This is a genomic window from Nocardia lijiangensis NBRC 108240 (assembly GCF_001613045.1).
GTDB lineage: Bacteria > Actinomycetota > Actinomycetes > Mycobacteriales > Mycobacteriaceae > Nocardia > Nocardia lijiangensis.
The window spans coordinates 51,417-66,174 of sequence record NZ_BDBP01000004.1 but is presented as its reverse complement, the minus strand read 5'-3'; the positions used below and the strand labels follow the sequence as shown (position 1 = coordinate 66,174).

Sequence of the window (14,758 nt, the reverse complement as noted above, 5' to 3'; positions counted from 1 at the left end):
ACCACCTCACAAATCACAGAACTCGGCCAAGACGGGCGGCAACGTGCACCACCCGCTCAAATCGATCGCCCCCGTCGTGCCCGGCGCATCGCCGCCACGAGTCACACCCGCATCGGTAGCAATTCGTCCAGTGCGACAACCAGTTCCACCGCGCCGAAGGTCGGCGGAATCTCGGCGTCGTCGACCACGACGGCCCGCAGATCTTCCAGCCCGTCGGTCCGGATCGCGTCCAGCCGCGTCCGGTCGGCGAACAGGTGGGTCACCCACTCGTCGGCCAGCGCTTCCGACAACTCGGCGCGCGGGTCGGGAACGAGCACCACCGCTGCGCCCGCGACACCGGCCGCCACCAGCTCCAACAGCGCCGCGAACGAACCCGGCCTACCACCGTGATAGGTGCGCGACTCGAAGGTGAGCTCGGTCCGCGCGCGGAACCGGGCGACCGCCGCGGCCAGCTCGTCGTAGCTGCGGACCACATCGGCGGACACGAAAGCCGGATCGGCGCCGCGCAGCGCGCGGGTCCGATGGGCATAGGTCACCGGGCGCGCCGACTCCGCCGCCGCCTCCGCAAGCACCGCGGGGTCGTCGAGCGCCAGCCATTCGATGCCGCCGGTCCGCACGGGCTCGCCCGCCATCAGGCCGATCTCGACGGGCAGCGCCGCGTCGGCCTCGGTCGCCGCAACGACGGCAGCGCCCGCCTTGAGCACGGCCCACGCGGCGACCGCCCAGGCGACACCGCGTTTGAGCTCGATGGCGACGCCGGAACCCGGACCGACGCCGCGGGCGATGAGCAGCCGCGCCAGCCGCGAGGATCGCGCGTCGAGCTCTTGGTAGGCGATCTCCTCCTCGCCCCAGGCCAGCGCGGGTCCCTCGGGGTCGTCCTCGACGGCCGCGGCGAAGGCCTGGGCGAGTGTCGTCCCACCGGTCGTGGTCGCGGGCTCGGCCGTGGCGTTCGCCGCGCCACCGAGCAGCCGCTCACGCTCGTCGGCCTCGAGAATGTCGATGTCGCCCACCAGAATCTGCGGCTCGGCGACCACCGCGGCCAGGATGCGCTCGAAGCGGCGGCCCAGCGTCCGCACGGTCGCCTCGTCGTACAGGTCGGTGGCGTAGGTGAAGACGGTGGCGAGCCCGGCGGGTGCGCCGCGGTCGGTGTAGGTCGGGGCGACGTTCACCTGCAGGTCGAACTTGGCGGCCACGGCGCCCGCATCCACCACCGAGACGGTCGAGCCGGGCAGCGCGAGGCTCGGCGTCTCGGTGTTCTGGAAGTTCAGCACCACCTGGAACAGCGGGTTGTGCGCGCTGCCCCGGCCGGGCGCGACCACCTCGGCGACCCGCTCGAACGGGACGTCGGCGTTGGCGAACGCGCCGAGATCGGTTTCGCGCGCCCGCTCCACTAGTTCGTCGAAGGTGGCCGACGCGGCGACCGCCGTCCGCAAGGTGAGGGTGTTGACGAACATGCCGACCAGATCGTCCAGCGCCCGCTCGCCGCGACCCGCGACCGCGGTGCCGATCGCGATGTCCGAGCCGCCCGACAACCGCGCAAGCAGCACGGCAAGCGCCGCGTGCACGACCATGAACAGCGACGACCTGTGATCGCGCGCAATACGTTCCAGCCCGGCGTGGATCTCCCGTGCGATCCGCAGGCCGGTGGTCGCGCCGCGCAGCGAAGGCGCCGCGGGACGCGGACGGTCCTGCGGTAGTTCGAGCAGGCCGGACAGACCCGCAAGGCGGTCCCGCCAGTACCCGAGTTGCCTTGCCGCCGGGGAGTTCTCGTCGTCTTCCGCGCCGACCACAGCACGCTGCCACAACGCGAAATCGGCGTACTGCACCGCCAGCGGCGGCCAGGCCGGTTCCCGTCCCGCGGTCCTGGCCAGGTAGGCCGTCATCAGATCGCGCGACAGCGGGGCAACCGACGCACCGTCGGCGCAGATGTGGTGCACCACGACAACGAGCAGCCGGCTCATGCCGTCGGCGAGCAGCCGGATACGCACCGGAACCTGTTGCGTCACATCGAATCCCGCGTCGACCAGCGCGGCGGCCGCGGCGGACACGTCATCGACGGTTTCCACCGCGAGCCCCTCGGGAAGCACCTCGCGCACCGAAAGGATCTCCTGGTACGGATCCTGCCCGTGCCCGGTCGCCGGGAAACGCGTGCGCAGCGACTCGTGCCTGGCCAGCACGTCCTCGACCGCGGCGGACAACGCAGGGACGTCCAGCTCACCGTCGAGCCGGAGCACGAACGGGATGTTGTACGACGCCGAGGCCGGATCCAGCTGGTTGAGCACCCACATGCGCTGCTGGGCCAGCGAGAGCGGCACCCGCTCCGGGCGCGCCGCGGCGGTCAGCGGCGGCCGGGACCGGCCACCGGTCGCGCCAGGCACCGCCCGGCTCGCCAGCGCGGCGACCGTCGAGGCCTCGAACAGTTCGCGCACCGAGATCCCCGCGTCCAGCGCCTCGTTGACGCGGGCGACGGCGCGGGTGGCGAGCAGCGAGTTGCCGCCGAGGGCGAAGAAGTCGTCGTCGAGGCCGACCGCCTTCGCGCCGAGCAGTTCGGCGAACACCTCGGCCACCGCGAGTTCGATGGGCGTCACCGGCGCCCGGTAGGCGGCGGCGCCACCGAATACTGGCGCGGGCAGGGCCTTGCGGTCCAGCTTGCCCGAGGCGTTGAGCGGGAACGCGTCCAGCACGACCAGCGCGGCGGGCACCATGTAGGCGGGCAGTGACGCGCCGAGGGCGGCGGTCAGAGGGCCGGTGTCGACGGTGGTATCTGGTTCGGCGACAACGTAACCCACCAGCTGATCACCGGCATGCGCATCCGAACGCAACACCACCACCGACTGCGCGACACCGGACTGCGCCAGCAACGCCGCCTCGATCTCACCCAGCTCGATACGCAGACCACGCAACTTCACCTGGAAATCGGTGCGGCCCAAGTACTCCAGCTCACCAGCACCGGTCCACGTCACCAAGTCACCGGTGCGATACATCCGAGAACCAGCCCCGCCATATGGATTCGCCACGAAACGATCCGACGTCAAGTCGCTGCGACCCAGGTAGCCCAAGGCCAGCTGATCACCGGCGAGATACAACTCACCCGCCACACCCGGGGCCACCGGACCCAGCCGGACATCGAGCACATAGACCTGCGTGTTCCACACCGGACGACCGATCGGCACCGACACCTCGTCGGTATCGATCACCTCGTGATAGGTGACGTCGACCGCCGCCTCGGTCGGACCGTACAGGTTGTGCACACGCGCACCGGTCAGCTCACGCAACCGCTGCGCCGTCGGCGCGGGCAACGCCTCACCCGACGCGAACACCTGACGCAGCGATGTGAAAGCGCTTGTTCCGTCGCGGTTCTCGTCGCCCAGCGTCGAGACGAATACCGACAGCATCGACGGCACGAAATGCGCTGTGGTCACGCCCCGTTCGGCGATGAGCCGAGCGAGGTACACCGGATCGCGATGGCCGTCCGGCTTCGCAACGACCAACCGCGCACCGACCTGCAACGGCCAGAAGAACTCCCACACCGACACGTCGAACGTCGCAGGAGTCTTCTGCAACACCACATCGTCGACGCCGAGCGGGTATTCGTGCTGCATCCACAGCAGACGGTTCACGATGGCGGCATGGCTCACGGCGACGCCCTTGGGCTTGCCCGTGGAACCGGAGGTGAAGATCACGTACGCGATGTCGCCGGGCCGGATCGGGCGGACCCGTTCCCGGTCCGCGATCGGCGTGCGGCCGAACGCCTTCGATTCCAGGTCGCGCAGCTCGACCACGGTCGACCGCTCGGACCGGAAGTCGTCTCGCGCCGTGGTCAGCACCAGCGCGGGCCGAGCAGTCTCCAGCACGTGATCCACGCGCTCGGCGGGCTGATCCGGATCGAGCGGAACGTAGCCCGCGCCCGCCTCCAGCGCCGCGTACATCGCAACGACCAACTCGGTCGACCGCCGAATCGCCAGCGCCACCAGGGATCCGGGGCCGACACCGCGCGCACGCAGCGCCCGCGCGGCCCGGTGCACCCGCGCCGCGAACTGCGCGTAGTTCAGCCGTTCGTCCTCGAACACCACCGCCGTCGCGTACGGCATCGCCTCGGCCCGGTCCTGGAACAGCGAGACCAGCGTCACGGCGGGCACCGGGTGGGCTGTCGCGTTCCAGCCGGTGAGCACGGTGGTGCGCTCGTCGGCGGTGAGCAGATCGATGTCGCCCACCGGCACCCGGGTATCGGCGACCACGGCGGCGAGCAGGCGCACGAATCGGTCCGCGAAGCCACGGACCGTCGCCGCGTCGAACAAGTCGGTGGCGTAGGTGATCTCGGCCGAAATTCCCTGCGCCGCACCGTGGCGGTCGCTGCGTTCGGCGAGCGCGAACTGCAGGTCGAACTTGGCCAGCGGCACCGCCATGTCCACACCGGACACCGTCAGCCCCGGCAGCTCCAACTCGGCCCGCGCCAGGTTCTGGAAGGTCAGCATCACCTGGAACAGCGGATGCCGCGCCGCCGAACGCACCGGGTCCAGCAACTCGACCAGCCGCTCGAAGGGCACGTCGGCGTGACCGAAGGCGGCCACGTCCGTGGCGCGCACCGCGGCGAGCAGGTCGTCGAAACGAGCCGAGGGGTCGACCTCGGAGCGCAGCACCAGGGTGTTGACGAACATGCCGATCACGTCGTCGAGGGCGGCGTCACCGCGACCCGCGATGGGCGTGCCGATGGCGATGTCCCTCGTGCCGGAAAGGCGCGCGAGCAACGCCGCGAGCGCCGCGTGCACCACCATGAACAGCGTCGAATTGTGCTCCTGCGCCAGCTGATTCAGCGCGGCATGGACTTCCGGGGCGATCTCGAAGGTATGTGCGCCGCCGTGATGGGTCGCCGCCGCGGGGCGCGGGCGGTCCGCGGGCAGCTCCAATTGCTCGGGGAGCCCGGCCAATTCCGCGCGCCAGAACGCGATCTGCTGCGCGAGCACCGACTCCGGATCGTCCTCGGCACCCAGCACCTCACGCTGCCACAGCGTGAAATCGGCGTACTGCACGGCGGGTTCGGGGATTCGCGCCGCGCCGCCGGACAGGCGTTGCACGTAGGCGGACATCAGGTCGCGGGTCAGCGGGCCCATCGAGAAACCGTCACCGGCGATGTGGTGCACCACGCACACCAGCACGTGCTCGGTCTCGCTCGACGCCACCAGGCGCACGCGCACCGGAGGGGCGGATGTCACGTCGAAACCGGTGGTCACCGCGGCGGCCACCAGGGCGGGCAGGTCGGCCTCGGTGGTCGTTTCGAGTACGAGCTCCGGCACCGCGCGCGGGTCCTCCACGGGCAGCACCTGCTGGAAGCCCTCGCCGTCGACCTCCGGGTAGCGGGTGCGCAGCACCTCGTGCCCCGCGACCAGATCGCGGACGGCACCGCGCAGCGCCTCGACATCCAGCGGACCGGACAGCCGCACGGCCACCGGAATGTTGTTCACCGCGCTCTCGGGATCGAACCGGTTCAGGAACCACATCCGCTGCTGCGCATAGGAGAGCGGAATCCGCGCGGGTCGCGTCCGCGGTCCGAGTTCGGATCCCGCGGCCGACCCGGCCTGCCGCTCGACCAGTTCGGCGAGCGCCGCCACGGTGCTCGCCTCGAAGAGCAACTGCACCGGCACCCTGGCGTCCACAGCGGCGCCGATGCGGGCGGCGGCCTGCGCGGCGAGCAGCGAATTGCCGCCGAGCTCGAAGAAGTCGTCGTCCGCGCCGACCCGCGCCGCATCGGGCGCGCCCGCAAGCAGCAGCGCGCCGAACACGTCGGCCACGATCTGCTCCACCGGCGTCGACGGGGCGCGGAACTCGCGCGCGGCGAACACCGGCTCCGGCAGCGCGGCGCGGTCCAGCTTGCCGACCGGGGTCAGCGGAATCTCGTCGAGCACCATCAGCGCGGCGGGAATCATGTAGCCGGGCAACGACTCTCCGAGCTGGGACAACACCGCGTCCACGTCCGGCGTGGCGCCCGCGCGCGGCAGCACGTAGGCCACCAGCGCGGTCGCGCCGGAAGGCAACGTCTTTCCGATGGTCGCCGCGTAATCGATGTCCGGGTGCGCGGTCAGCGCATTGTCGATCTCGCCGAGCTCGATGCGGAAGCCGCGGATCTTCACCTGGAAGTCCGAGCGACCCAGGTACTCGATCGTGCCATCGGATTCGCTGCGGCGCACCAGGTCACCGGTCCGGTACAGCCGGGAGCCCGGCTGATCGGTCTCCGCACCGAACGGGCTCGCGACGAAACGCTCCGCCGTCAGGCCGGGACGACCGAGATAGCCCTGCGCCAGCGCGGACCCGCCCAAGTACAGCTCGCCGACCACGCCCGCCGGAACCGGACGCAGCTGGGTGTCCAGCACGAAGGCGCCGACACCCGGGATGGCCGAGCCGATGGTCACCGGCGCGTCCGCCCGCATCGGCGGTGTGCTCGTCGCCAGGATGGTGGCCTCGGTGGGGCCGTAGCCGTTGTAGAAACTGCGGTCGCCGACGGCCCAGCGGCCGACGAGTTCCGGGCCGAACCGGTCACCGGCCACCACCACGACGCGCAGGTCGTCCAGTCCGGCGGGGTCGACCGACTCCAGCGCGCCAGGCGTGATCAGCATGTGCGTAACCCGTTCCCGGCGCAGCAGATCCGCGAGCTCGAACCCGCCGAACACGCTCGGCGGCGAGATCACCAGGGTCGCACCGGCCGAGAACGCGAGAAGCAACTCCAGCACGGACACGTCGAAGTTCGGCGAGCACACGTGCAGCACCCGCGCGTCGGCGTCGACGCCATAGTGCTCGCGCTCGGCCGCCACCAACCCGGCCAAGCCGGAGTGGGTGACCACGACCCCCTTGGGCCTTCCGGTCGAGCCGGAGGTGTAGATGACGTACGCCGGATGCCGCTCGTCCAGGGCGCGCACCCGGTCGGCGTAGGAAATGGGATGTGCGGGCCGCGCGGCGATCCGGGCGCTGTGTCCGGGGTCGTCCAGCGGGAGCCATCCGATCGCGTCGTCGAACGCGTCACGGTGCGCCGCGGTGGTGAGACCGAGGACGGCGCCGGAGTCGGACACGATGTGCGCGATGCGCTCGGCGGGGTAGGCCGGATCGACCGGAACGTAGGCGGCGCCAGTCTTGGCGATCGCCCAGACCGACAACACCGACTCGATGCCGCGGGCGATGCCGATGGCGACCACGTCGCCGGGGCCGATGCCGCGCTCGATGAGCTCGCGGGCCAGGCGCGAGGAGGATTCGTCGAGATCCCGATAGGTGAGTTCGCGGTCGTCCGCGGGTGCGCCCGTGGGGCTGTACCGCACCGCAACCGAATTGGCCGCCGACTCCACTGCCGCGGTGAGCAGCTGTCCGAACAGCGGGCTGGTGGCCCTCCGGCGACGGCTGCCACGGACCGAGCGACGGGCTCCATCCATCGAGTAACTTCACCTCTCGCATCGCGAGGGCCGTTCGACCGCGCTGTCGAACCGTCCCCAACCCCTACAGTTGGGCCCTTGAACAGCGACCCCGTGCCGCAGACCAATATACGCAGGTCACTCGGACCGCCTTTGCGAGCGGGGATGCCGTGCCACTGCTGATAGCCACACGCAACCATCGGTATAGCTGCGGAAGTGGGGCGAAAGCCGAAGCCACGCCAAACAATTAGAGGTTCAGATCACAGCCACCCGCGGCGGGTGGCCTGCACGCCCGCTTGGAATCGGGTGCTCGCACCGAGCCGCTCCAGCAGGCGCGCGGTGCGGCGCACCACCGTGCGCCGGGACATGCCGAGTCTGCGGGCGATCGTGTCGTCGGTGGCGCCGAGACCCATGAGCGTGAGAATCGCCTTGTCGCGTTCGTCCAGTTCGTCGGCGGCGGGGTTCACCGAGATCGGCGCGGCCAGCGACCACAGCACGTCGAAGGTGCGCACCAGCAAGCGCAGGGCGGGAGATCCGGTGAAGCGCAGGCCCATCGGGTCGGGGCGGCGTTCGTCGGCGTGCAGCACCAGGTTGGCGCGCTCGTCGTCGGCGATGATCAGCTTGAACGGCGGTTCGGGCAGCGTCCGCGCCTGCGCGCCGCTGGCGTTGGTGGACAGCGCGTGACGTAGTCGTTCCGCGTCCTGGTAGATCGTGTCCTGGTAGAGGGTCTGGTAGCGGATGCCCTCGCCGATCCTGGACCGCTTCAACAGGTACTGCTGGTTCTCGCGTTCGATGTCGCTGAGGTAGGGGCCACGTTCGATGATCTTGATCGAGCTGCGCGCCGAGGTCTGCATCTCCTCGAAATCGGCCAGCATCTCCAGACGTTCGAAGACCGGGACGATCGAGCCGTTGCCACGCGGCGACCGTCGCACCGAGCGGAACGTCTCGCTGAGCCGGGCAGCCGCGGCGTGCATCTGATTGAGCTCGTGCTGGCGGCGCCGAGCCTCGGCCTCCGACAACGATTCCGGGGCGTGCGCGTCCCAGATCGGTTCGCCCTCGGAATCCTCGAGCCGGACGGCGGCCTGAAGCGCGCACAGGATCTCCAGCGTGGCGGCGGCCTCTTCCGGCGTCACGTCGAGATAGTGCGCGATATCGGCCAGGCCGGATCGGGGATGGTGCACCAGCACGGCGTAGGTGCGCCCGTGCGGTGATCCTGGCTCGAAAATATCGCCCAGCTCGGTCACGGCCCGAGCCTAACCGGCGCTGGCGGACGAAGTTCCGCCCAAAGCCCTTGCACGGCTGGCGCGAAGGTACGCGTAACCGGCGCTGCCGGGCGAGGGTCGGTCGAAAGGCCTTGCACGGCTGGCGCGAAGACGGGGGTACGTGTAACCGGTGCTACTGGATGAGGGTCGGTCGAAAGTCCGCGCGCGGCCGGAGCGAAGGCGAAGGTACGCCTCACCGGCGCTGCCGAACGGAGGTCGGTTGAACGTCCGTACATGGCCGCCGCGAATTCGGAGGTACGCCGAACTCGCACTGCCGGAGGGCAGTCCGTCGTGTGAAGGGGAAACTTCAAGCCGGGCAGCGGGATCAGTGCGCCGACGGGCCCCAGTGCATCGGGACGCCCTTGGCAGCCAGGTACGGCAGCGGGTCGATCTTGGCGCCGCCCTGGTCCCAGATCTCCAGGTGCAGGTGCGGTCCGGTGGACTGGCCGCGGTTGCCGACGGAGGCGATCACGTCACCGGCGCGGACCCGCTGGCCCTCGGCGACGAACATGTCGTTGACGTGGCCGTAGACGGCGGTGGTGCCGTCGTCCTGCAGCACCCGCACCCACAGGCCGAAGCCGGAGGCGGGGCCCGCCTCGATCACGGTGCCGTTGCTGACCGAGTGGATCGGCGCGCCGAGCTGATCGGAGAAGTCGACGCCGTAGTGGAACTGGCCCCAGCGGGTGCCGTAACCGGAGCTGATCGCGCCGGCGACCGGGCGCACCGCGGGCGCGGGGGCGACCTGCTGGTGCACGCCCTTGAGGATGTCCTCGACCTGGGCCAGCGGGCCCGCGATTTCGGGCGGGAGGTTGCCGAAGCCGAACGGGGCGGCGACGGGCGCGGCCACGGGTGCCGGCGCCGGGGCGGCCTCGGCGATCGGCGCCAAGGCCTGCTTGGCCGCGACGGTCTCGATCTCGGCGGTGCCCTTGAAGGTGATCTCGTCGGCGGCCTGGTCGGCGTCGCGCGAAGGGGCAAGCGGGGAGGCGTTGGCAATGGCCGGAGCGACCTGGGCAGCGGCGCCGATCAGGGCGCCCGCGGCGACTGCCGCACCCGCGGCCGCGCGGACCCGCTCGATCTGAGACGACTCGGCACGGTGCCGCGTCGGCCGCTCCGCCACGCCATCGCCGATGAGGCTCTTGACGGTAATGGAACTGGGGCCTACCCGGTGCTGCGACAAAGCTTCGTCCTAGCGTCCGACGACAGTTTCGAACGAAGGCCGCCGCGTCGCGAACGCGGTACCGGTTTCCCGGTGACCGAAGGTTTGTAACGTTTCGGCATCCGTTGTGACGGGAACTCTACCCCGTCGTGACCATTCCGCAACCTTCGAATGCGAAATCGCAGGTGAGGGCTGGATCACAGGTCTCGATCGGCGAGACTCGAGCCGTGATCATCGACGAACTGCGCGTCCCGATTGTGCTCGCTCCGATGGCGGGTGGCCCCTCCACTCCCGAGCTGACCGCCGCGGTCGCCGAGGCGGGCGGCCTCGGCGTGCTGGCCGCCGGCTACCTGAGCGCGGCCGACACCGCCGACCGGATCGCCGCGACCCGCGCACTCACCGACGCCCCGCTCGGCGTGAACCTCTTCGCGCCGGGACCGCCGACCCCGCCCGCCGAGTACGCGGACTACCTCGCCGAACTCGGCGCCGGACATGAGCTCGGCGCGGCGAAGCACGACACCGACGACTGGGACGCCAAGCTCGACCTGCTCGTCGAGACGCCCGTCGCGGTCGTCACCTGCGCCTTCGGCTGCCCCACGGCCGCCGAGGTGACCCGGCTGCACGCGGTGGGCTCCGAGGTCTGGGTGACCGTCACCTCGGTCGCCGAAGCCGAGATCGCCGCGGCGGCAGGCGCCGACGTGCTGATCGCCCAGGGCGCCGAGGCGGGCGGACACCGCGCCACCTTCGTCGACCGGGTCGCCGACGACGACGCCGATCCGCTCGGCCTGCTCGCCTTGCTCCAACTGCTCACCGCCGCGGTGAATCTGCCGATCGTGGCCGCGGGTGGCATCGTCACCGGAGCGGGCATCGCCGCCGTCCTCGCGGCGGGCGCGTCCGCCGCCCAGCTGGGCACCGCGTTCCTGCGCTGCCCGGAGGCGGGCACCAATCCGGTGCACCGCGCGGCACTGCCGAGCACCGCGCCCACCATGCTCACCCGCGCCTTCACCGGACGCCGCGCCCGCGGTCTGCGCAACGAGTTCATGGCCGAGCACAGCGCGACAGCGCCCGCCGCGTATCCGGAAATCCACTACGCGACAGGGCCGTTGCGAGCTGCCGCGCGGGCAGCGGGCAATCCGGAGGAAGTCAACCTGTGGGCTGGCCAAACCCAGGCGCTGACGCCCGAGCTACCGGCCCGCGAACTGGTCGCCGAACTGGCCGCCGCCACGAAAACCGCTCTGGAATCGGCACTTTCGCGACGAATCCAGGATTGTTGACAACCACTTTCGATTAGACTTCAGGGGCATCGCACCGCCATCCACCCCATCCCCAGGAGGAGAGCGCCATGTCCCTCGATGTTCCCGCCGCACTGCTCGAACGCGCCGAACGCGGCGAGATCGACGACGCCGATTTCGTCGAATGTGTCCGGACCTCGCTGCCCTACGCCTGGGAAGTCGTGAGCCGGGTGGCCGGCGAATTGAAGTCGGGCACCGCCGAATTCGCCGACAACGTGGTGCCGCCGCCGGACGAGGTGGCCCGCGGCCAGCTGCTGCGTGCCTTGGCCTCGGACGCCATCCGCGGCGGCCTGGAGCGGCACTTCGGCGTGAAACTCGCGTTCCAGAACTGCCACCGGGTGGCGGCATTCCCGGTGTCCGCGGTCGGCGGCGAGACCTACACCACCTTCATCGGCACCAGGGCCCAGCTGCTCAACCAGAGCCCGGAGCTGCGTAACTGCTGAACACGGAAGGAGAGTCGCCCCCGTTCGGCCGGTGCAGGAGGCCGGCCGAACGGGGGCGGTTCGCGTGATCAGGCGGTGGCGCGGGCCTCGTCGTAGTCGGCCGGGTCGAAAGTTCGTGTCTTCCAGCGGTAGAGCACGGTGGCGCCGGGCCAGTTGTTGGTAATGCGCCCCGCCGCGTTGCGGTACCAGCTGGAGCAGAAGTTCCACGGGGTGTCCTTCAGCCTGCGCTGCAGCCAGTCGTCCCAGTCCTGTTCGACCTTCGCGCGGGCGGCGAGGAAACGACCGGGGCGCTCGGCCAGGTACTCCACCGCCCGCCGGATGTAGCGGGCCTGGGATTCGAGCATGTAGATGATCGACCCCGAGCCCACATTGGTGTTGGGGCCGTACATCATGAACAAGTTCGGGAAGAACGGCACCGAAAGGCCAAGGTAGGCACGCGCTCCCGCGTCGCCCCACACATCGGCCAGCTTGCGGCCGCCGACGCCGTAGATGTTCATCGGGGCGAGGAATTCGGTGCCCTTGAAACCGGTGCCGTAGACGATCACGTCGACCGGGTGCTCGACGCCGTCGACGGTGCGGATGCCGGTCGGCGTGACGGCCTCGATCGCCGTCGTCTCCACCGTGACGTTCGGCTGAGCGAGCGCGGGAAAGTAGTCGTTGGAGAACAGGCCGCGCTTGCATCCTGCCGCGTAGTCGGGGGTCAGCTTCGCGCGCAATTCCGGGTCGGGCACCTGCTTTTCGCGATGCTGGTCGGCGAGCGCGATCACCGGGGACTTCATGGCCGGGATGTCGGTCAGCGCGAGCGCGAGCACCTCGAAGAACGACCAGATCGCGAACCGCTCGGCCCACCGGCTCGGCGGAAAGTACTTGAACAGCGCGTGATGCAGCGCGCTGTACTCGACGTCGGGCTTGGGCAGCACCCAGGCCGCCGAACGCTGAAACAGCGTGAGCTGCGCGACCTTCGGCTGGATGCGCGGAATGTACTGGATGGCACTGGCTCCGGTGCCGATGCAGGCCACCCGCTTGCCGGTCAGGTCGATCTCGTGGTTCCACTCGGCGGAGTGGAAGGCAGGGCCGGTGAAGGTGTCGATGCCGGGCAGGTTCGGCAGCGCGGGCCGGGACAGCTGGCCGACCGCGGGGATCAGAATGTCGGCGCTCAGTTGCGCGCCGTCGGCGGTGGTGAGCTGCCAGCGTCCGGTGCGTTCATCGAATTCGGCGTCGGTGACCTCGGTGCCGAAGCGGATATAGCTGGTCAGGTCGTGCTTGCCCGCCACCCCGCGCATGTAGTCGTGGATGTCACGCTGCTCGGAAAAGCGCCGCGGCCAATCGGATTTGGGTTCGTAGGACCACGAGTACAGCGGCGAGGGCACGTCGCAGGCCGCACCGGGATAGGTGTTCTCCCGCCAGACCCCACCGAGATCGGCGGCCTTTTCCAGGATGGTGAAGTTCTCCAGCCCGGCGCGCCGCAGCTCGAGCGCCATGCCGAGCCCCGCGAATCCGGCTCCGATGATGATGATGGACGGCGATGTCATGCCTCGACGATAGGGCGGGCGGCGCCGCTCACCGAGACATCAGCGGTCAGCCAATCAACATTTTCGGCCAATCATTCGCATGCTCACCGCCGCTCATTTGTTCTATTATCTGCGTATGAATGCAGATAACCAGCCACCGCGACCGCCCCTCGCCGAGGACCAAGCCGGGCTGGTCGTCGAGGTGTTCCGCATGCTGGCCGAGCCCACCCGCGTCCAGATCCTGTGGGCGCTGGTCGATCGCGAGCTGTCGGTGAACGACCTGGCCGAAGCGGTGGGCAAGCCCGCACCGTCGGTCTCCCAGCACCTGGCCAAGCTGCGCATGGCTCGACTGGTGCGCACCAGGAGGGCGGGCACCACGATCTTCTACAGCCTGGAGAACGAGCACGTCCGGCAACTGGTGATGGACGCGGTGTACAACGCCGAGCACGCGGGCCCGGGCATCCCGCCGCACCACCGCCGCGACGGCGCGGTGCTCGAACTGCCGGAGCGGAATCGAGCGACGCCATGAGTCACACGAAACGGCAAGGCGGACAGTGGCGTTCGGTGACCCCCGACCCGATCGGCCGCGGCTCCGAAAGAGAGCCCGATCATCGGCATGGGCATGCCGACAGCCACGGCCACCACGAGCACGAACACGACGACGGCCACCGTGGCGAAGCGAAGCTCCGGGAAGGCCATGCGCACGCACACGAGCACGGGCACGACCACCCCGGCGGCCTGCGCGGCATCCTCCGCGAAATCTTCGCCCCGCACAGCCACGACGCCGCCGACAGCATCGATGACGCGCTCGAAGCCAGCGCGGTCGGCATCCGTGCCGTCAAGATCAGCCTCGCGGTCCTCGGCCTCACCGCCGCACTCCAGGTCCTCGTCGTCGCGGTCTCCGGCTCCGTGGCGCTGGCCGCCGACACCATCCACAACTTCTCCGATGCGCTCACCGCGGTCCCGCTGTGGATCGCGTTCGCGCTCGGTCGCCGGGCGGCGACCCGCCGCTACACCTACGGCTTCGGCCGCGCCGAGGACCTAGCCGGGCTCTTCGTCGTCGCGATGATCGCGCTCTCGGCGCTGATCGCCGGGTACGAGGCGGTGCGCAGGCTCATCGACCCGGTGTCGATCGATCATTTGGGCTGGGTCGCGCTGGCCGGGCTGATCGGCTTCCTCGGCAACGAGACCGTGGCGCTGTACCGGATTCGGGTCGGGCGGCGCATCGGGTCGGCGGCCCTGGTGGCCGACGGATTGCACGCGCGCACTGATGGATTCACCTCGCTGGCGGTGCTGCTCGGCGCGGCCGGTGTGGCACTTGGCTTCCCACAGGCCGATCCGATCATCGGCCTGGTGATCACGCTGGCCATCCTGGCCGTGCTGCGTACCGCGGCGCGCGATGTGTTCCACCGGCTGATGGACGGGGTCGAACCGGCCCTCGTGGCGAACGCGGAGCGCGCGCTCGCGGCCGAACCGGGCGTCGAAGGGGTGCGCAGTCTGCGCATGCGCTGGATCGGGCACCGGCTGCACGCGGACGTCGAAATCGATGTCGTGCCGACCATCACACTGGCCGATGCGCACCGCCTCGCGCACGAGGCCGAGCACACCCTCACGCATGCCGTACCGAAGCTGGACACCGCCTTGGTGCACGCCTACCCGGCCCACATCCATTGACAGCATTGGCCTTTCGGTTGCTGCGC

8 protein-coding genes are annotated in these 14,758 nt (G+C 70.0%); 4 read left to right on the top strand and 4 right to left on the bottom strand.

What is annotated here, in order from left to right; genetic code table 11:
* Nucleotides 1–101 precede the first annotated feature (101 nt).
* The 3 genes from NL1_RS01805 to NL1_RS01795 all read right to left on the bottom strand — a co-directional run bounded on the left by NL1_RS01805 (nucleotide 102) and on the right by NL1_RS01795 (nucleotide 9,833).
* The gene (locus NL1_RS01805) at nucleotides 102–7,415 is read right to left on the bottom strand and encodes a non-ribosomal peptide synthetase (protein ID WP_067833413.1); all 7,314 of its coding nucleotides are present in this window, start codon (nucleotides 7,413–7,415) and stop codon (nucleotides 102–104) included.
* A gap of 239 nt (nucleotides 7,416–7,654) precedes the next feature.
* On the bottom strand, nucleotides 7,655–8,638 hold the full coding sequence (locus NL1_RS01800; protein ID WP_067833410.1) for a helix-turn-helix domain-containing protein: 984 nt from the start codon (nucleotides 8,636–8,638) through the stop codon (nucleotides 7,655–7,657).
* 343 nt (nucleotides 8,639–8,981) lie between these two features.
* Entirely contained in the window at nucleotides 8,982–9,833 is an 852-nt protein-coding gene (locus NL1_RS01795; protein WP_084510217.1) for a M23 family metallopeptidase, read from the bottom strand.
* A gap of 206 nt (nucleotides 9,834–10,039) precedes the next feature.
* Here NL1_RS01795 and NL1_RS01790 point away from each other — a divergent pair, with 206 nt between their 5' ends.
* Both NL1_RS01790 and NL1_RS01785 read left to right on the top strand, forming a co-directional pair.
* Nucleotides 10,040–11,086 carry a nitronate monooxygenase gene (locus tag NL1_RS01790; protein ID WP_174553382.1) on the top strand — a complete coding sequence of 349 codons (1,047 nt, stop codon included), beginning with the start codon at nucleotides 10,040–10,042 and terminating at the stop codon, nucleotides 11,084–11,086.
* A gap of 68 nt (nucleotides 11,087–11,154) precedes the next feature.
* Nucleotides 11,155–11,547, top strand: coding sequence for an SCO5389 family protein (locus tag NL1_RS01785; RefSeq protein WP_067833407.1), 393 nt, complete (start codon nucleotides 11,155–11,157; stop codon nucleotides 11,545–11,547).
* A 68-nt stretch (nucleotides 11,548–11,615) separates the two neighbouring features.
* On the opposite strand, the gene NL1_RS01780 is transcribed toward NL1_RS01785, so the two are convergent.
* Nucleotides 11,616–13,079 carry a flavin-containing monooxygenase gene (locus tag NL1_RS01780; RefSeq protein ID WP_067833404.1) on the bottom strand — a complete coding sequence of 488 codons (1,464 nt, stop codon included), beginning with the start codon at nucleotides 13,077–13,079 and terminating at the stop codon, nucleotides 11,616–11,618.
* Nucleotides 13,080–13,194: 115 nt separating this feature from the next.
* Here NL1_RS01780 and NL1_RS01775 point away from each other — a divergent pair, with 115 nt between their 5' ends.
* Nucleotides 13,195–13,587, top strand: coding sequence for an ArsR/SmtB family transcription factor (locus tag NL1_RS01775; RefSeq protein ID WP_067833608.1), 393 nt, complete (start codon nucleotides 13,195–13,197; stop codon nucleotides 13,585–13,587).
* Nucleotides 13,584–14,732 carry a cation diffusion facilitator family transporter gene (locus NL1_RS01770; RefSeq protein WP_084510216.1) on the top strand — a complete coding sequence of 383 codons (1,149 nt, stop codon included), beginning with the start codon at nucleotides 13,584–13,586 and terminating at the stop codon, nucleotides 14,730–14,732. Before NL1_RS01775 ends, NL1_RS01770 begins: the two co-directional genes overlap by 4 nt.
* Nucleotides 14,733–14,758 lie beyond the last annotated feature (26 nt).